Here is a 17552-nt window from a genome sequence, read left to right as displayed (position 1 = left end):
GCACTCTTGACCGCGACACCGGGCCGAAAATATCTTTCATACGTGACCCAGAAAGTGAAGGAAATTTTCGCCGACCGCGCCGGCCCCGCCCCCGCCGCTCTCGCCGCCAAGGTCCGCACCCTCGCGCCCTCGATGACCCGCTCCATGCAGCGCGTCGCCGAGGCCGTCGCGAACGACCCCGCCGGCTGCGCGGCCCTGACGGTCACCGGCCTCGCCGAACTCACCGGCACCAGCGAGGCGACGGTCGTCCGCACCGCCCGCATCCTCGGCTACCCCGGCTACCGCGATCTGCGCCTCGCCCTCGCCGGCCTCGCCGCCCAGCAGCAGTCCGGGCGCGCGCCCGCCATCACGACCGACATCGCGGTGGACGACCCCATCGCCGACGTCGTCGCGAAACTCGCCTACGACGAGCAGCAGACCCTCGCGGACACCGCTGCGGGGCTCGACACGGTGCAGTTGGGGGCGGCGGTCTCCGCGGCCGCGGCGGCTCGGCGGATCGACGTGTACGGGATCGGTGCGTCCGGGCTCGTCGCCCAGGACCTCACCCAGAAGCTGCTGCGCATAGGGCTCATAGCCCACGCGCACAGTGATCCGCATCTCGCCGTCACGAACGCCGTGCAGCTGCGGGCCGGGGATGTGGCCATCGCCATCACGCATTCCGGGTCCACCGGGGACGTCATCGAGCCGTTGCGGGTCGCCTTCGAGCGGGGCGCGACGACGGTGGCGATCACCGGGCGGCCCAACGGGGCGGTCGCACAGTACGCGGATCATGTGCTCACGACGTCCACTGCTCGGGAGAGTGAGTTGCGGCCCGCGGCGATGTCCTCCCGGACGAGTCAGCTGCTTGTCGTGGACTGTCTGTTCGTGGGGGTGGCACAGCGGACCTACGAGGCGGCGGCACCGGCGTTGGCCGCGTCGTACGAAGCGCTGGCTCATCGGCACCGTCGTTAGACCGCACCTTCTCCGTCACCGCACGATTGAAAGAGCCGCTCCTCATGACCTCCACCTCCAACCACCGTGATCTGCAAGCCCAGTTGGAGTCCCTGACCACCGAGGCCTTTCGGCCTGAGCTCGCCGAGATCGATCAGCTCCCCACCCTCGACATCGCCCGGCTCATGAACGGTGAGGACACGACCGTTCCCACCGCCGTCGCGCGGCGGCTTCCCGAGATCGCCGCCGCCATCGACGCCATCGCCGAACGCATGGCCCGCGGCGGGCGGCTCATCTACGCCGGTGCCGGTACCGCCGGACGGCTCGGCGTGCTGGACGCCTCCGAGTGTCCGCCCACCTTCAACACCGACCCGGACGAGGTCGTCGGGCTCATCGCCGGTGGGCCGGAGGCCATGGTGACGTCGGTGGAAGGGGCCGAGGACTCCGCCGAGTTCGCCCGCGCCGATCTGGACGCCCTCTCCCTCACCCCCGCCGACACCGTCGTCGGGATCTCCGCCTCCGGACGGACCCCGTACGCCATCGCCGCCGTCGAACACGCCCGTGGGCTCGGCGCGTTGACCGTCGGACTGTCCTGCAACGCGCGCAGCGCGCTCGGTGCCGCCGCCGAGCACGGGATCGAGGTGGTCGTGGGGCCGGAGCTGGTCACCGGCTCGACCCGGCTCAAGGCCGGCACCGCGCAGAAGCTCGTGCTCAACATGCTCTCCACGATCACGATGATCCGGCTGGGGAAGACGTACGGGAACCTGATGGTCGACGTACGCGCCTCGAACGAGAAGCTGCGGGCCCGTTCCCGGCGGATCGTCGCGCTCGCCACCGGTGCCGGGGACGAGGAGATCGAGCGGGCGCTCGCGGCGACCGACGGTGAGGTGAAGAACGCGATCCTGACGCTCCTCGCCGGCGTCGACGGGCCCACGGCCGCCCGCCTTCTGGAGGAGTCCGGCGGACATCTGCGTGCCGCGCTGGCGGCGGCACCCCGCTGACCAGCACTCTCGGGGGATGTCTACCCCCCGGGATCTCGCCGCCGCGCTCCTCCCCCTCGTCGGAGGAGCGGCCAACGTCACCTCCGTCGCCCACTGCATGACCCGGCTGCGGCTGGGGCTGGACGACCGGTCGCTCGTGGACGAGGAGGCGGTGCGGGGGGCGCCGGGGGTGCTCGGCGTCGTGGACGACGACACGTATCAGATCGTGCTGGGGCCCGGAGTGGTGGCCCGAGTGACGCCCGAGTTCGAGAAGTTGGTGGGCAGCGCCGGTGAACTGGCAGCACGGGGCGTGGAGTTGAAGGAGGAGCGGCGCAGACGCAACGCGACCCCCGGCAAACTCCTGCTGCGCCGCGTCGCGAACATCTTCGTCCCCCTCATCCCCGCCCTCATCGGCTGCGGAGTGCTGGCCGGTCTCAATGGCCTTCTCCTCAACCTGAGTTGGCTGCCCGGCCTGACCCCCGCCCTGACCTCCGTCGCCTCCGCCTTCATGGCGCTGATCGCCGTGTTCGTCGGCTACAACACCGCCAAGGAATTCGGCGGTACGCCCGTGCTCGGCGGGGCCGTCGCCGCGATCGTCGTCTATCCGGGCGTGGCCAAGGTGACCGCCTTCGGGGTCGCCCTCTCCCCCGGGCAGGGCGGTGTCCTCGGCGCGCTCGCCGCCGCGCTCCTCGCCACGTACATCGAGAAGTGGTGCCGTACCTGGGTGCCGGCCACCCTGGACGTGCTGGTCACCCCTACCCTCACCGTCCTGCTCGCCGGGCTCGCCACGCTCTACGGGCTGATGTACGCGGCCGGCGCGGTCTCGTCCGCCATCGGTACGGGCGCGAACTGGCTGCTGGAGACGGCGGGACCGTTCGCGGGGCTGGTCCTCGGCGGGCTGTTCCTGCCGCTGGTCATGCTGGGGCTGCACCAGGCGCTGATCCCCATCCACACCACACTCATCGAGCAGCAGGGCTACACCGTGCTGCTGCCGTTGCTGGCGATGGCGGGTGCGGGACAGGTGGGTGCGGCGGTCGCCGTGTACGTCCGGATGCGGCACGACGGCTCACTTCGTACGACCATCAAGTCCGCGCTCCCGGCGGGGCTGTTGGGGATCGGGGAGCCGCTCGTCTACGGCGTCTCGCTGCCCCTCGGACGGCCCTTCCTCACCGCCTGCGCGGGCGGCGCGGCCGGGGGTGCCTTCGTCGGGTTCTTCGCGCTGCTCGGCGACCGGGTGGGGGCGACGGCGATCGGACCGTCGGGCTGGGCCCTGTTCCCGCTGCTGGCGGGGAACGGGAGCCCGGCCCTGACGGTGGCCGTCTACGGCGGCGGGCTGCTGACCGGCTACCTGGTCGGCTTTCTCGCCACGTACGCGCTGTTCAGGCCGGCGGTCACAACGACCGGCGTCCCGACGGCCGGTGCCCCGACACCCGCGCGATCCACGTGACGAAGTCACCGGGGTCGTTGTCGGCGCCGTGGCCCGCGTCCCAGTAGTACTTCAGGTCGACGTCGTCGCCCAGCTCGCCCAGGCGGGCGGCGAGGTTGGACGCGACGGTGAGGGAGGTGTCGCTGTCCTTGGTGCCGAGGCGGATCCACCAGTGCCGGGAGCGGTGCGGGTTGACCTTGTCGACCAGGTGGTACATCGGGTTCATCGCGTGCAGCTTCTCGGGGATGTGGGCGTCGAGGCGGGTGTCGATGGAGCCGGAGGTGTCGTGCTCCTGGCCGTAGCGCGTGAAGTGACGGGCGATCGTGGTGCCGTCGCCGAACTCGTTGCACTCCGGCGTCGACAGGTCGAACGCGTCGAAGGACGGCGCGCTCTTCTTGCGGGCGCCGACGTGCGTGAGGAAGTCCGCCCAGGTGAAAGTGGCTTTCGAGCCGTCCCAGGTGATGAAGGGGTTGGCCGTCAGGTACGTCGTGCGGTCCGCGTCCGGGAGGGCGGCGAGGTAGCGGCCGGCCGAGGGCTCCAGGTGGGTCCTGACCAGGTAGTCGTCGAGGTTGCGGGCGGTCAGGCGGCCGAAGCCGGGGGCCGTGAGGTGGAGGGCCGCCAAGTAGCCTGTGAACTCGGCTTTCAGGTCCGCGGAGATCGTCGGGTCGACCGATGTGCCGTCCGCGAGCGGGTTGTCGCCCCAGCACCACTCGTAGGACATGTCGGAGTGTTCGAGATCGGTGATCGGGCACCAGTCGCCGCTCGCGAAGATCGCGTCGCTCGTGTCCGCCGCGCCCAGTTCACGCAGGTACGGCTCGTAGAGCGGGCTGTCGCCCGACGCGCCCAGCAGCGCCGACAGCGCGCCGCCCGCGCTCGTACCGGACGACACGATCCGCTCGACGTTCCCGGGAATCAGGCCCCGGTTGAGGCGCAGGTAGCGCACGGCCGCCTTGAGGTCGACGATCGCGGCGGGCGCGACGCCGTAGTACACACCGGAGGAGTCGACGAGCGTACGGCCGCGGGCGCCCGGCTCGACGACGACGTACCCGGCGAGGAGCGAGAGCTGGGTGCGGTTCGGGCCGCTGTCACCGCCGGGGCCACCGGGACCGCCCGGTCCGCCGGGGCCGCCCGCGCCGCCTCCGCCGCCGATGCCGGTCGCGTTCGCCACCGAGGACGGCATGTAGCCGCCGACGGAGTTGGCGAACAGGATCGGTGCGCCGGTCGCGTCGACGGCCGTCCCGTCCACCGACACCGGGACGCTGACGTTGAGGCCCTGGTAGGTGACGTCGACCGGGTTCGCCACGTAACTGGCGACCTTGTAGAAGTGGTACGTCACCGAGTGCGCGGTGCCTTCGGTGTCGGTGATGCCGGTGGTGAGCTCGGTGTAGGCACTCGGGTCGAAGACCAGCGAGGCGTCCGTCCCGGACACGCTCGACTCGCCGGACGCGCTCGACCTGGTGGACGCGCCGGCGCCGGTCGCGAACCCCACGGACGGTGCCGCGGCGGCCGCGGTGAGCCCCATGACCACAGTTCTGCGCTTCACTCGCTTCACTTCCGTCTCTTCTCTGAGCGGCTCGGGCGGCACGAGTGCAACAGTGGTTGCTTAAGACCTCCTGTGAATCCGATGAATTGGCGCCAGAATCGTCAACAATCGCCGCTCCGGGGCCGCAGGTTGGCCTGAACCGTGCGCATTTGAAAGGCTCACACCGTGAACCACGCCCAGCTCACCGCCCTCGGTCGCGCCCTCCGGCTCCTCGGTGAGCACGGCGAGACGCTCTCCACCGACACCCCGGACGCCAAGCTGCACGAGGCCAGGGCCGATCTGCGCCGCGCCCTGGACCTGCTGGACGAGAGCGTCACCGGCGCCGCGCCCGCCACCCGCTGCCCCGAGCACCCGAACGGCCCGGTCGACGAGAACGCCCACGACCTGTGCCTGCTCTGCGAGACCCGCCGCCGCTCCGCCCGCCGCGCCGAGTTCAACGGACCCGCCATGCCGGCCAGGAGCGCCGACACCGCGGCCTCGTCCCGCTACGGCGTCCGCGCCGACCGCCCGCAGCCCCAGGAGCGCTGGCTGCCGGAGCTGTGGAACGGGCAGGAGTGGCAGCTGTGCGGCACACCACGGCGGGACCGGCACGAGGCGGAGCTGTACCTCACCGCCCAGCGTCGCGCGCCCCGGGCCGCCATGGCGTACCGGCTCGTGCACGAGTTCACCGACTACGAGGTGCTGCGGGTGTGGGGCACGCCGGTGAAGGTCGACATCGAGCCCCTCGGCAACTTGTAGGCGCCGGCCGCTACTTGGGCAGCGCCAGCGATCGGAACTCGTACCCCTCCCACAGGCGCCGCGAGCTCTCCCCCGGGTACGGCACGACCCGCGGGTCCACGTCCAGGACCTGGACCAGACGCCGTTCCCCGTCGTACGCCGGCCAGCCCGGGTCGCCGCCGCGCGCGAACGCCGTCCACGAGGAGCGGAACCGGGTGGACAGGGCCCGTGCCTCGGCCGGCACCTCCGCGCCTCCGAACAGCAGGATGCCGAGGTCCGCCGTGTACGTGCCGAAGAGGAGCGGGATGTCCAGGCCGTGGCAGGCGCCGAAGATGCCGTCGGCGCCGGGGGCCGGCCAGGTCAGTTCGTAGACGTGCGCCCGGCCGCCGCCCCTGAGCTGCGCCTCGGCCAGGTGCAGGGTCGGCATGGCGAACAGCCAGTCCGTCCAGACCTGTTCGAAGAGCTCGCCCGGCGTGGCGTCCGGGAAGGCGGCGCGGTAGGAGCGCTCGCCGTCCGGCTCGGGCGCGTAGGTCCGCAGGGCCCAGGCCGCCTGCTCGTCGCCGACCTCGGCCGCGGTTCCGGACAGTTGGGCCAGGACCGCGAACAGGCGGTACTCGTCGCGGTTGTGGCCGGTGAGGAGGTCCACGTCCCGGGCCGCGCCCGCCGCCAGCGCCTCCCAGGGGGTGACGGGGAGGACCTCGCCGTCGACGACCGGCGAGAAGGGGGTCGCCGTCGCGGCCACCTGGCCCCAACGGTCCCCGTACGCCCGCATCTTCTGGCCCAACGCCTCGCCGACCGTGGTGAGTCGGTGCGGGGCGAGGGTGGCGAGATCGGCTGCCGTCGGGCGCAGGCCCGCCTCCTCGGCGATGGCCGCGGCGATGTCCCGGGCCAGGTCGTCGGAGAAGAACGTGCCGGGCACGCTCTGCGCGATCGCCCGCGTGAACAGGCCCCGCGCGCTCGGCATCGCCAGCAGCGAGGCCACCGACCCGGCCCCGGCCGACTCCCCGAAGACGGTGACCTGTTCAGGGTCGCCGCCGAACGCCGTGATGTTCTCCCGTACCCACTCCAGGGCCGCCACCTGGTCGAGCAGACCGCGGTTGGCGGGCGCTCCGTCGACGCGCGCGAAACCCTCCATGCCCACCCGGTAGTTGAAGGTGACGACGACCAGGTCGCCCTCGCGCGCGATGTGCTGGGCGTCGTAGCCGGGGCTGCCGGCGTGGCCCAGCTTGTAGGCGCCGCCGTAGATCCAGACCATGACCGGGCGGCGGGCGGCCGGATCCGGGTCCGGGGTCCAGACGTTGACCGTCAGCCAGTCGTCGCCCGTGGGCTCGGTCGCCGGGCCCTTGAAGCCCTGGATCCCCGACTCCTGCGGGGGCGGCGGCCCGAAGGCGTACGCCTCCCGGGTGCCGTCCCAGCTCCGGACGGGCCGCGGCGCCCCGAACCGGGCCTCCCCCACCGAGGGTTCGGCGAACGGGATGCCGCGAAAGACGGCCAACCCGTCCTCCCGCCGGCCGCGCACCGCCCCGGCGGCGGTCCGCACGACGGTCCCCGCGGGCTCGCTGGTCGTCATCGACTGCTCCTCACTCATGGGTTGCGGGACTCGTCGGCCCCGACGTACCGCTCGATCAGCTCCCGCGTCCGCGCCGCGTCGAGCTCGTACACCGTCTCGTGGGCACGCGGGTCGCGGGCGTGGAGGGTGTGGAACATCGGTCCCGTCGCGCCGCCCAGCTCCACCAGCGAGGCGGACGCGCCGCGCACCGCGCGTTCCGTGCCGGGCGGTGTCGTCAGGTCGATGCGGTTGACCACGCCGGGGGTCACCCAGACCGGGACCCCCGCCAGCATCCCGAAGAGCTGGAGATGGAAGTGTCCGGTGAGGACGACCCGGACGTCACTGCCCCGGACGACGTCCGCGAGGGCGTCCGGGTCGCGCAGTCCGAAGACGCGCTGCGTCTCGACGTCGAGGGCGAGGGGCGGGTGGTGGAAGGCGAGGATCGTGCCGTGGGCAGCATCGGCCGGAGTGGCCAACACCAACCGCAGCCAGGCGAGTTGCTCGTCCCCCAGGCATCCGTGCACCTTGCCCGGCACCAACGAGTCCAAGGTCACGACCCGCCAGCCGGCCACCGTGCTCACCGCGGCCCGCTCGCCCCGCGCCGACCCGATGACCGCCTCGGCCCGCTCGGTGCCGTCCGCCGCCAGATGCCCGCTCCCCAGCACCTTGCCGAACGCCTCGCGCTCGTCGTGGTTCCCGGTCGTGAAGAACACCGGCGCGGCCCACCGCCGCGCGAACTCCGTGATCAGCTCACGGGCGGTCGTGTACGCCTCCACGGCTCCGTCATCGGCGATGTCACCGGTGACGAAGACCGCGTCGACGGCCCGCTGGTGACGCAGTTCGCCGAGCATGAGACGGAGGGATTCGGTCGCGTTGACACCGTGCCGGTTGGGGGCGTCGGTGCGGTCCAGATGCGTGTCGGACAGATGGATGATCCGCATACGACGGAACGCTAGCCGAGCACCCTCCCGCGGTCACCGCCCCGGATCCGGCCTTCGGTCTCTCAGCTCAGGGTCTTCAGCGCCGCCGCGTCGTACGGCTTCAGTTCGTCGAAGCGGCCCGCCAGGACCTTCGAGGCCCACTCCGGGTCCTGGAGCAGGGCGCGGCCGACGGCGACCATGTCGTACTCCTCTCGCTCCAGGGCGTCCAGCAGGTCGTCGATGCCCTTGAGCGGGGCGCCCTCGCCGCGGAAGCCCTTGAGGAAGTCGCCGTCGAGGCCGACCGAGCCGACGGTGATGACGGGCTTGCCGGTGAGCTTCTTGGTCCACCCGGCCAGGTTGAGGTCGGAGCCGTCGAACTCGGGGAGCCAGTAGCGGCGGGTGGAGGCGTGGAAGGCGTCGACGCCGGCCGCCGCGAGGGGCGCCAGGATCGACTCCAGCTCCTCGGGGGTCTCGGCCAGGCGGGCCTTGTAGACGTCCTGCTTCCACTGCGAGTAGCGGAAGATGATCGGGAAGTCGGGGGACACGGCCTCCCGGACCGACCCCACGATCTCCGCCGCGAACTTGGTACGGGCGACCGGGTCACCGCCGTAGGAGTCGCTGCGGCGGTTGGTGCCCGCCCACAGGAACTGGTCGAGCAGGTAGCCGTGGGCGCCGTGCAGTTCGACCCCGTCGAAGCCGATCCGCTCGGCGGCGACCGCGGCCTCGACGAAGGCGTCGATGACGTCGTCCAGGTCGTCCTGGGTCATCGCCCTGCCGGTGGGCTCGGTGGCGCCGATCCGCAGCCCGGAGGGGCCGACCGCGGGGGCGTCGGCGTACGGCGGCTGGCCCTGCTCGCGCACCATGCCGATGTGCCACAGCTGCGGCACGATCCGCCCGCCCGCCGCGTGCACCGCGTCGGCGACCTTCGCCCAGCCCGCCAGCTGCTCCTCGCCGTGGAACCGCGGGATGCGGTCGCTCTGCCCGGCCGACTCGTGTCCGACGTACGTGCCCTCGGTGACGACGAGACCGACGCCCGCTCCGGCGCGGCGCGCGTAGTACGAGGCCACGTTCTCGCCGGGGATGCCGCCCGGGGAGAACTGGCGGGTCATCGGGGCCATCACGATGCGGTTGGGGACCGTCAGGCCGCCCAGGGTGATCGGGCGGGAGAGGATCTCGGCTGCGCGGGAGGGGGAGCCGGCGGGAAAGGCGGTGGCGGTCACGTGGGGGAACTCCTTGAGGTACCGGATGGTATGTGCGCGCGCATTGAACGTCGGTCAATGTTCAACACCCGCGCCGGCGATCTCATTCCGCCCCACCGACACCTCGCCCTGTGATCCCGGACACGCCGAAGGGCGGCACCCCCTGTCGGAACAGGAAGTGCCGCCCTCCGTAAGGACGTTGATCAACCGGAACCGGTCGATCAGAAGTCCATGTCACCGCCCGGCATGCCGCCGCCGGCCGGCGCGGCGGCCTTCTCCGGCTTGTCGGCGATGACGGCCTCGGTGGTGAGGAACAGCGCGGCGATGGACGCGGCGTTCTGCAGAGCGGAACGCGTGACCTTCGCCGGGTCGATGATGCCCTCGGCGATCATGTCGACGTACTCGCCGGTGGCCGCGTTCAGACCCCAACCCACGGTCAGGTTGCGGACCTTCTCGACCACGACGCCGCCCTCGAGACCACCGTTGACGGCGATCTGCTTGAGCGGGGCCTCCAGGGCGAGCTTCACGGCGTTGGCGCCGGTCGCCTCGTCACCCGTCAGCTCCAGCTTCTCGAACACCGCGGAGGCCTGCAGCAGGGCCACGCCACCACCGGCGACGATGCCCTCCTCGACGGCCGCCTTGGCGTTGCGCACGGCGTCCTCGATGCGGTGCTTGCGCTCCTTGAGCTCCACCTCGGTCGCGGCACCGGCCTTGATGACGGCGACGCCACCGGCGAGCTTCGCCAGGCGCTCCTGGAGCTTCTCGCGGTCGTAGTCCGAGTCGCTGTTCTCGATCTCGGCGCGGATCTGGTTGACCCGGCCGCCGACCTGGTCCGAGGACCCGGCGCCGTCGACGATGGTGGTCTCGTCCTTGGTGATGACGACCTTGCGGGCGCGGCCCAGGAGGTCCAGGGACGCGTTCTCCAGCTTGAGGCCGACCTCCTCGGAGATGACCTCGCCGCCCGTGAGGATGGCGATGTCGCCGAGCATGGCCTTGCGACGGTCACCGAAGCCCGGGGCCTTGACGGCGACGGACTTGAAGGTGCCACGGATCTTGTTGACGACCAGGGTCGACAGGGCCTCGCCCTCGACGTCCTCGGCGATGATCAGCAGCGGCTTGCCCGACTGCATGACCTTCTCCAGGAGCGGGAGCAGGTCCTTGACGGAGCCGATCTTGGAGTTGGCGATCAGGATGTAGGGGTCGTCGAGCGACGCCTCCATCCGCTCCATGTCGGTGGCGAAGTACGCCGAGATGTAGCCCTTGTCGAAGCGCATACCCTCGGTGAGCTCCAGCTCCAGACCGAAGGTCTGGGACTCCTCGACGGTGATGACGCCTTCCTTGCCGACCTTGTCCATCGCCTCGGCGATGAGCTCGCCGATCTGGGTGTCGGCGGCGGAGATGGAGGCCGTGGAGGCGATCTGCTCCTTGGTCTCGACATCCTTGGCCTGCTCGAGCAGGGCACCGGAGACGGCCTCGACGGCCTTCTCGATACCGCGCTTGAGGGCCATCGGGTTGGCGCCGGCGGCTACGTTGCGCAGACCCTCCTTGACGAGGGCCTGGGCGAGCACGGTCGCGGTGGTCGTACCGTCACCGGCGACGTCGTCCGTCTTCTTGGCGACTTCCTTGACCAGCTCGGCGCCGATCTTCTCGTACGGGTCCTCGAGCTCGATCTCCTTGGCGATGGAGACACCATCGTTGGTGATCGTGGGGGCGCCCCACTTCTTCTCGAGGACGACGTTGCGGCCCTTGGGGCCGAGCGTCACCTTCACGGCGTCCGCGAGCTGGTTCATGCCGCGCTCGAGGCCGCGCCGCGCCTCCTCGTCGAACGCGATGATCTTGGCCATGTGAAGTGGTCCCTCCAGGACTGGGGGTGATTCCTTCGGACCGCGCCCGCGCCCGCGACGGACGGCTCGCATGCCCCGTGGTTCCTTGCCCCACCTGGCCTGCGGGCCTCACCGACCCGGTCCTTCTTGTCACTCTCACCTTCAGAGTGCTAACGCCAATGATTAGCACTCGCCCCCGTAGAGTGCAAGGTGCGCCCGCGAAGCGGGCTCGTTGAGGGGTGGTGGTCGGGCGCCGGGCGGGCGCAAGCGGCTCTCGGGATCGGGCAGGCGGCCGGGGCACCGTCGAGGGCACGCGCAGACACGGCGAGGGGCCCGCACCCTGCCGGATGCGGACCCCTCGCCATGTGAAATGTTCAGGCGGTGACGCGAACCATGTCGGCCTGCGGGCCCTTCTGACCCTGCGAGATCTCGAACTCGACCCGCTGGCCCTCTTCCAGGGTGCGGTAGCCGTCCATCTGAATGGCGCTGTAATGGACGAAGACGTCCGCACCACCGTCGACCGCGATGAAGCCGTACCCCTTCTCCGCGTTGAACCACTTGACGGTGCCCTGAGCCATGCCTAACTCCCCTATTACTGGCCCTTGCACAGATCCACACTTCGCGGATCCGGGTCAGACCTCACCCCCCACGGATTGGGGGCGTGCGCCGGAACGCGTCGACCGCGGCCGAATGTATCCGTCCAACTGCCGTCTGCAACAGGTCAATCCGACGAGAATTCCGGGCACGACCGGTCGGGAATCTGGCGAGAATTCATTAGAATTCAGGGCAAGTCGGGCCCCATAAAAGGCGCAAAACACACAAAAAACCTGCTTACTTTGGCTACTTCTTGTCGCCCGTGCAGCAGGTTTCCGGGGAGGCCGACCCGTGGATCGGCGGCGCGTTCCCCAACTGTACCTCGCTCAACCCCACTGAATTGCCCCCTCCGCTTCTCTCACGGAGGGGGCAATCGGATGAACTCTTCGTAATCGCTGTTACCGAAGGTAATTATCGGCCGCGATCAACCACGTTCAGCCACCGGCGACGGCGGGGATGATCGAGACACCGGCCCCGTCCGGGGTGACCGTCTCGAGCCCCTGCTCGAACCGCACGTCGTCGTCGTTCACGTACACATTGACGAACCGCCGCAGCTTGCCCTGGTCGTCCAGCACGCGCGCGGCGATACCGGCGTGGTTCTTCTCCAGATCGGCGATGACCTCGCCGAGGGTGGCCCCTTCGGCCGCGACCTCGGCCGCGCCGCCGGTGTAGGGCCGCAGGATGGTCGGGATACGGACGGAAACGCTCATGCTGATGACCTCCGGTCAGGGACAGCGCCCCGTAAGGGGCGCGGGGAACTGCGCGACCAGCCCCCGCGGTCCGCAGACGAACAACTACCTACTTACGCCAGCCCTGCCTCACGGAACGAATCGAGGCTGGGCCGAATCGTCGCGGTCAAGCCCGTACCGGCCACCGCGTCCAACGTCTTCAGACCATCACCGGTGTTCAAGACCACCGTGGTCTTCGTCGGGTCCAGGAGACCGTTCTCGATCAGCTTCTTCGCGACGCCGACGGTCACGCCACCGGCGGTCTCCGCGAAGATGCCCTCGGTCCGCGCCAACAACTTGATCGCGTCGACCACCTGCTCGTCGTTCACGTCCTCCACCGCACCGCCCGTCCGGCGCGCGATGTCGAGCACGTACGGACCGTCCGCCGGGTTGCCGATGGCCAGCGACTTGGCGATGGTGTTCGGCTTCTGGGGGCGGACCACGTCGTGACCGGCCTTGTAGGCGACGGACACCGGCGAGCACCCCTCGGCCTGGGCGCCGAAGATCTTGTACGGCTTGTCCTCGACGAGCCCGAGCTTGATCAGCTCCTGGAGCCCCTTGTCGATCTTCGTGAGCTGCGAGCCGGAGGCGATCGGCACGACCAGCTGATCGGGCAGCTGCCAGCCGAGCTGCTCGCAGATCTCGTACGCCAGGGTCTTGGAGCCCTCCGCGTAGTACGGCCGCAGGTTGACGTTGACGAAGCCCCAGCCCTCGCCGGCCGGGTCGCCGATCAGCTCGGAGCAGAAACGGTTCACGTCGTCGTAGTTGCCCTCGATACCGACGAGCTCGCCGCCGTAGATCGCGGCCATGACGACCTTGCCCTGCTCCAGGTCGTGCGGGATGAACACGCACGAGCGGAAACCGGCGCGCGCGGCGGCGGCGCCGACCGCGCCCGCGAGGTTGCCGGTGGAGGAGCAGGAGAGGGTGGTGAAGTTGAACGCGCGCGCGGCCTCGATGGCCTGGGCGACGACCCGGTCCTTGAAGGAGTGCGTCGGGTTGCCGGAGTCGTCCTTCACGAAGAGCTTGCCGGCGTCGACACCCAACTCGCGCGCGAGGTTGTCGGCCTGGACGAGCTTGGTCCAGCCGGGGTTGATGTTCGGCTTGGTCGCCACGTCCGCGGGGACCGGCAGCAGCGGCGCGTAACGCCAGATGTTCGCGGGACCCGCTTCGATCCGCTTGCGGAGCTCCTCGGTTTCGTAGGCCGAGAAGTCGTACGCGATCTCGAGCGGGCCGAAACACTCCTCGCACGCGAAGACCGGTCCGAGCGGTACCCGGTGGCCACACTCGCGGCACGAAAGCGCCGCGGCCGGGCCGAGGTCTACGGTGGAGTCGGTGGTGCTTGCAACAGTCTGCACAGCCATGGAGGCGAGGCCCTTTCTCCTCATCTTCCTCGCGACGCATCTCGCCACGAGACGGATTTGGCACCTTCCCTAGCCGGGAGCCTCGCGTAATGATCAACATTGATCTACGAGACCGGCTGGAGGGTTGCCGGGGCTTCATCGGGCCGTATCCCTCTGCCCCTCTGGATGAGCGGTATGCAGTTGTATGAGCGGTTGTGGGCGCCTCCGACCCTCGACATGCGATGGTCATCAGCGTTGTTCAAGACTGTAACCGAAGGCCAGGACAGTTGAGCTAGCCGTCCGAACCGCGAGATGGATCACACAAGATCCACTCGCCGAGAGATCGCAGAGGAGCCGCGCACTGTGCTGAACGAAGTCGAGCGTTGGCTGAGCACCCGCTCCTGGTCCGTGACCGATCGCCCGCTCCACAAGATTCTGGCCGCGAAGCACCGCACGGGCCAGTCGGTCAGTGTCGTGCTGCCCGCGCTCAACGAGGAGGAGACCGTCGGCGACATCGTCGCCGTCATCCGTCACGACCTCATGCAGCAGGTCCCGCTCGTCGACGAGATCGTCGTCGTCGACTCGGGATCCACCGACCGCACGTCCGAGGTCGCCGCGGCGGCCGGCGCGCGGGTCGTCCACCGCGACGACATCCTGCCGCACATCCCGCCCGTGCCCGGCAAGGGCGAGGTGCTGTGGCGCTCGCTCCTGGTCACCACCGGGGACATCGTCTGTTTCATCGACGCCGACCTGAAGGAGTTCTCCTCGGACTTCGTCTCCGGCATCGTCGGCCCGCTGCTCACCGACCCCGGCGTCGACCTCGTCAAGGCGATGTACGACCGCCCGCTCGGCGGTGCCGCGGGCCAGGGCGGACGCGTCACCGAACTCATGGCCCGCCCGCTGCTGAACATGCACTGGCCGCAGCTGGCCGGCTTCGTGCAGCCGCTGGGCGGCGAGTACGCGGCCCGCCGCAGTCTGCTGGAACAGCTGCCGTTCCCGGTCGGGTACGGCGTCGAGCTGGGCATGCTGGTCGACGCCCTGCATCTGGTGGGCCTGGACGCGCTCGCCCAGGTGGACGTCGGGGTGCGCAAGCACCGGCACCAGGACGGGCAGGCGCTGGGCCGGATGTCCGCCGCGATCTACCGCACCGCGCAGCTCCGGCTGGCCCGCGGGCACCTGATCCGCCCCTCGCTGACCCAGTTCGAGCGGGGCGCGGACGGTTTCGAGCCGCGCACCTACTCCGTGGACACGGAGGAGCGGCCGCCGATGGTGGAGATCGCGGAGTACGCGCAGCGGAAGGTCGCCTGACGTCGGCGGGGTCGCCCGAGGACAGCGGGAGTCGCCTGACGACAGCAGGTCACCCGCCGTATACGGCCTGCTCGCGGGTGCGCTCACACGTTTGAGCGTTTCCCGGCCGGGCTAGGTTGTGGCGTATGGCTTCCACGGCTTCCACGCAGGGCGCTGCCCAGGTATTGGTCGCGTCCAACCGCGGCCCGGTCTCCTACGACGTCCGGGACGACGGCTCGCTGGCCGCCCGGCGCGGTGGCGGCGGGCTGGTCTCCGGGCTGTCGGCGATCGGGCCGGACGCGGGCGCGCTGTGGGTGTGCTCGGCGCTGTCCGACGGCGACCGCGAGGCCGTGCGGCGCGGGGTCGGCGAGGACGGCGTGCGGATGCTGGACATCCCGGCCGACGTGCACGCGGACGCGTACAACGGCATCGCCAACTCGGTGCTGTGGTTCGTGCACCACATGCTGTACCAGACGCCGCTGGAGCCGGTCTTCGACGCGGAGTTCCGGCGCCAGTGGGCGTCGTACGAGACGTACAACCGCGCCTTCGCCGAGGCGCTGGCCCAGGAGGCGGCCGAGGGTGCGGCGGTGCTGGTGCAGGACTACCACCTGTGTCTGGTGCCGGGAATGCTCCGCGAACTCCGCCCCGACCTGCGGATCGGGCACTTCTCGCACACGCCGTGGGCGCCGGTGGACTACTTCCAGATGCTGCCCGACGACATCCAGGCGCGGCTGATGGAGGGCATGCTCGGGGCGGACCGGGTGGGATTCCTGACCTGGCGCTGGGCGACGGCGTTCCAGAACTGCGCGGGCGCGGTCGACACCGACCGCTGGCTCTCCACGTGGCCGTCGGGCGCGCCGAGGGCCATCGAGCACCTTCAGCAGGACGGGACCACCCACCAGGAGCGGATCACCCGCCGGACGCTGATCGGTGTCCACGGCCTCGGTGCGGACGCCGAGTTCCTGCACGCCCGCTCGCACGAGGCGGACGTCGAGGAGCGGATGGCGGCCCTGCGCGAGGAGATCGGCGCGGGGCGCAGGACGATCGTCCGCGTGGACCGGACCGAGCTGTCGAAGAACATCGTGCGCGGGCTGCTGGCGTACCGGCAGCTGCTCGACGACCGCCCCGAGTGGCGCGAGCGGGTCGTGCACGTGGCCTTCGCCTACCCCTCGCGGCAGGACCTCGCCGTGTACCGGGACTACACCGCCGAGGTGCAGCGGGTCGCGGACGAGATCAACTCCCTTTACGGGAAGCCCGGTTGGACCCCGGTCGTCCTCCATGTGAAGGACGACTTCGCCCGCTCCCTGGCCGCGTACCGGCTCGCCGACGTGGCCCTCGTCAACCCGATCCGGGACGGCATGAACCTCGTCGCCAAGGAGGTGCCCGTCGTCTCGGACGAGGGGTGCGCGCTGGTGCTGTCCCGGGAGGCGGGGGCGTTCCAGGAGCTGGGCAAGGACGCGATCGTGGTGAACCCGTACGACGTGATCGGGACGGCGCGAGCGCTGCACGAGGCGTTGTCGATGCCGGTGGAGGAGCGCGCGGAACGGACGAAGAGGCTGGCCGCGGCGGCGACGGCGTTGCCGCCGGCGCAGTGGTTCCTGGAGCAGTTGGAGGCGCTGCGGGATCAGGCGAGCTGAGCCGCCAGCGCCCGCAGCAGTCGTACGACCCCCTCGGGGCCGTCCACCACCAGGTCCGCGCGCTCCCGCAGTTCCGTCACCTCGTCGCTGCCGCTGCACACCAGGAGGCCGGGGACGCCGTCGGAGCGGAGTTTGTCGACGGCCGCGAAGGCGGGGAGGTCGCCGAGGTCGTCGCCGGCGAAGAGGACGGCCTCGGCGGAGAGTCGGCGGACGTGGTCGAGGAGGGCGACGCCCTTGTCCATGCCCGGGGGGCGCAACTCCAGGACCAGGCGGCCCGGTTCGACGACCAGGCCGTGGCGGGTGGCGAGGTCGGTGAGGGGTTCGCGGAGGGCCTCGAAGGCGGCCTGGGGGTCGGCGGCGCGGCGGGTGTGGACGGCGACCGCGCGGCCCTTCTCCTCGATCCAGGTGCCCTGCCAGGCGCCGATGCGGTCGAGGAACCCGGGCAGTTCGGCGCGGACGGCGGCCACGCCGGGGTGCGCGGCGGGCGCGGTGACCTCGCCGGTGGCCGCGTCCCAGCGCTCGGCGCCGTAGTGGCCGAGGACGACCAGGTGCTCGAGTCCCGGCACGCCCGCGAAGCCGCCGTGCCGGACCGCGACGCCGGCCGGGCGGCCGGTGATCACGGCGACGGAGGCGACCTTCGGCGCGAGCGCGGCCAGCGCGGCCGGCGCGTCGGGGTGGGCGCGGGCCTGTTCGGGGTCCGGCACGATCGGGGCGAGGGTGCCGTCGAAGTCGAGGCCGACGACCGTCCCGGCCGGCCGCCGCAGGATCGCGGCGAGCCCGTGACGACCGGCCTGCGTGGCCGGGGTCGGCAGGGGTTCCATGGAGTGCGTCGAGTCCGTGTCCGCAGGGATGCCCATACGGTGACCCTAACCGGGCGGG

15 protein-coding genes and 1 riboswitch are annotated in these 17552 nt (G+C 70.8%); of the genes, 6 read left to right on the top strand and 9 right to left on the bottom strand.

Annotated features, from left to right (window positions below; translation table 11 throughout):
* The first annotated feature begins 42 nt into the window (after positions 1 to 42).
* From ACIP6U_RS13310 to ACIP6U_RS13300, 3 genes are read left to right on the top strand one after another with little or no spacing between them, the layout of a single operon-like run.
* Positions 43 to 951 carry a MurR/RpiR family transcriptional regulator gene (locus ACIP6U_RS13310; RefSeq protein ID WP_401715909.1) on the top strand — a complete coding sequence of 303 codons (909 nt, stop codon included), beginning with the start codon at positions 43 to 45 and terminating at the stop codon, positions 949 to 951.
* A 44-nt stretch (positions 952 to 995) separates the two neighbouring features.
* Complete coding sequence (murQ, locus tag ACIP6U_RS13305; protein WP_401715906.1) at positions 996 to 1931, top strand: N-acetylmuramic acid 6-phosphate etherase; 936 nt, start codon at positions 996 to 998, stop codon at positions 1929 to 1931.
* Between the two features lie 16 nt (positions 1932 to 1947).
* Positions 1948 to 3357 carry a PTS transporter subunit EIIC gene (locus ACIP6U_RS13300; protein ID WP_401715903.1) on the top strand — a complete coding sequence of 470 codons (1410 nt, stop codon included), beginning with the start codon at positions 1948 to 1950 and terminating at the stop codon, positions 3355 to 3357.
* On the opposite strand, the gene ACIP6U_RS13295 is transcribed toward ACIP6U_RS13300, so the two are convergent.
* The gene (locus tag ACIP6U_RS13295) at positions 3302 to 4858 is read right to left on the bottom strand and encodes a subtype B tannase (protein WP_401716964.1); all 1557 of its coding nucleotides are present in this window, start codon (positions 4856 to 4858) and stop codon (positions 3302 to 3304) included. The genes ACIP6U_RS13300 and ACIP6U_RS13295 overlap by 56 nt on opposite strands.
* 186 nt (positions 4859 to 5044) lie before the next feature.
* On the opposite strand from ACIP6U_RS13295, the gene ACIP6U_RS13290 reads away from it, so the two are divergent.
* Entirely contained in the window at positions 5045 to 5617 is a 573-nt protein-coding gene (locus ACIP6U_RS13290) for a hypothetical protein (RefSeq protein WP_401715900.1), read from the top strand.
* A 10-nt stretch (positions 5618 to 5627) separates the two neighbouring features.
* On the opposite strand, the gene ACIP6U_RS13285 is transcribed toward ACIP6U_RS13290, so the two are convergent.
* From ACIP6U_RS13285 to thrC, 7 genes are all read right to left on the bottom strand, one after another.
* On the bottom strand, positions 5628 to 7166 hold the full coding sequence (locus tag ACIP6U_RS13285; protein WP_401715899.1) for a carboxylesterase/lipase family protein: 1539 nt from the start codon (positions 7164 to 7166) through the stop codon (positions 5628 to 5630).
* Positions 7167 to 7180: 14 nt separating this feature from the next.
* Entirely contained in the window at positions 7181 to 8086 is a 906-nt protein-coding gene (locus ACIP6U_RS13280) for a metallophosphoesterase (protein WP_401715896.1), read from the bottom strand.
* 62 nt (positions 8087 to 8148) lie between these two features.
* Entirely contained in the window at positions 8149 to 9285 is a 1137-nt protein-coding gene (locus ACIP6U_RS13275) for an NADH:flavin oxidoreductase (protein ID WP_401715895.1), read from the bottom strand.
* Positions 9286 to 9485: 200 nt separating this feature from the next.
* Positions 9486 to 11108, bottom strand: a complete 1623-nt coding sequence (gene groL / locus ACIP6U_RS13270; protein WP_401715892.1) for a chaperonin GroEL — start codon at positions 11106 to 11108, stop codon at positions 9486 to 9488.
* Between the two features lie 353 nt (positions 11109 to 11461).
* On the bottom strand, positions 11462 to 11665 hold the full coding sequence (locus ACIP6U_RS13265) for a cold-shock protein (protein ID WP_004986573.1): 204 nt from the start codon (positions 11663 to 11665) through the stop codon (positions 11462 to 11464).
* A gap of 450 nt (positions 11666 to 12115) precedes the next feature.
* Positions 12116 to 12391, bottom strand: a complete 276-nt coding sequence (locus ACIP6U_RS13260) for a MoaD/ThiS family protein (protein ID WP_401715889.1) — start codon at positions 12389 to 12391, stop codon at positions 12116 to 12118.
* Positions 12392 to 12483: 92 nt separating this feature from the next.
* Positions 12484 to 13770, bottom strand: a complete 1287-nt coding sequence (thrC, locus tag ACIP6U_RS13255; RefSeq protein ID WP_401715887.1) for a threonine synthase — start codon at positions 13768 to 13770, stop codon at positions 12484 to 12486.
* Positions 13771 to 13787: 17 nt separating this feature from the next.
* Positions 13788 to 13942, bottom strand: a riboswitch (SAM riboswitch).
* 170 nt (positions 13943 to 14112) lie between these two features.
* On the opposite strand from thrC, the gene ACIP6U_RS13250 reads away from it, so the two are divergent.
* Both ACIP6U_RS13250 and ACIP6U_RS13245 read left to right on the top strand, forming a co-directional pair.
* Positions 14113 to 15057: a glucosyl-3-phosphoglycerate synthase gene (locus ACIP6U_RS13250; RefSeq protein ID WP_401715885.1), complete on the top strand. Its 945-nt coding sequence runs from the start codon at positions 14113 to 14115 to the stop codon at positions 15055 to 15057.
* A 125-nt stretch (positions 15058 to 15182) separates the two neighbouring features.
* Complete coding sequence (locus ACIP6U_RS13245; RefSeq protein ID WP_401715883.1) at positions 15183 to 16673, top strand: trehalose-6-phosphate synthase; 1491 nt, start codon at positions 15183 to 15185, stop codon at positions 16671 to 16673.
* Here ACIP6U_RS13245 and otsB read toward each other — a convergent pair.
* Entirely contained in the window at positions 16661 to 17530 is an 870-nt protein-coding gene (otsB, locus tag ACIP6U_RS13240; protein ID WP_401715880.1) for a trehalose-phosphatase, read from the bottom strand. The genes ACIP6U_RS13245 and otsB overlap by 13 nt on opposite strands.
* Positions 17531 to 17552 lie beyond the last annotated feature (22 nt).

Source organism: Streptomyces sp. NPDC088794, assembly GCF_044750545.1.
Taxonomy (GTDB): domain Bacteria; phylum Actinomycetota; class Actinomycetes; order Streptomycetales; family Streptomycetaceae; genus Streptomyces.
Note: the sequence above shows the minus strand (reverse complement) of the source record. Positions and strands in the feature narration are given on the sequence as shown.

Excerpts from the sequence above, each read along its gene's own strand:
- murQ (WP_401715906.1), top strand. The coding sequence starts at position 996 with ATGACCTCCACCTCCAACCACCGTGATCTGCAAGCCCAGTTGGAGTCC.
- ACIP6U_RS13300 (WP_401715903.1), top strand. The coding sequence starts at position 1,948 with ATGTCTACCCCCCGGGATCTCGCCGCCGCGCTCCTCCCCCTCGTCGGA.
- ACIP6U_RS13295 (WP_401716964.1), bottom strand. The coding sequence starts at position 4,858 with ATGGGGCTCACCGCGGCCGCCGCGGCACCGTCCGTGGGGTTCGCGACC.
- ACIP6U_RS13285 (WP_401715899.1), bottom strand. The coding sequence starts at position 7,166 with ATGACGACCAGCGAGCCCGCGGGGACCGTCGTGCGGACCGCCGCCGGG.
- ACIP6U_RS13280 (WP_401715896.1), bottom strand. The coding sequence starts at position 8,086 with ATGCGGATCATCCATCTGTCCGACACGCATCTGGACCGCACCGACGCC.
- groL (WP_401715892.1), bottom strand. The coding sequence starts at position 11,108 with ATGGCCAAGATCATCGCGTTCGACGAGGAGGCGCGGCGCGGCCTCGAG.
- ACIP6U_RS13265 (WP_004986573.1), bottom strand. The coding sequence starts at position 11,665 with ATGGCTCAGGGCACCGTCAAGTGGTTCAACGCGGAGAAGGGGTACGGC.
- ACIP6U_RS13260 (WP_401715889.1), bottom strand. The coding sequence starts at position 12,391 with ATGAGCGTTTCCGTCCGTATCCCGACCATCCTGCGGCCCTACACCGGC.
- thrC (WP_401715887.1), bottom strand. The coding sequence starts at position 13,770 with ATGGCTGTGCAGACTGTTGCAAGCACCACCGACTCCACCGTAGACCTC.
- ACIP6U_RS13245 (WP_401715883.1), top strand. The coding sequence starts at position 15,183 with ATGGCTTCCACGGCTTCCACGCAGGGCGCTGCCCAGGTATTGGTCGCG.
- otsB (WP_401715880.1), bottom strand. The coding sequence starts at position 17,530 with ATGGGCATCCCTGCGGACACGGACTCGACGCACTCCATGGAACCCCTG.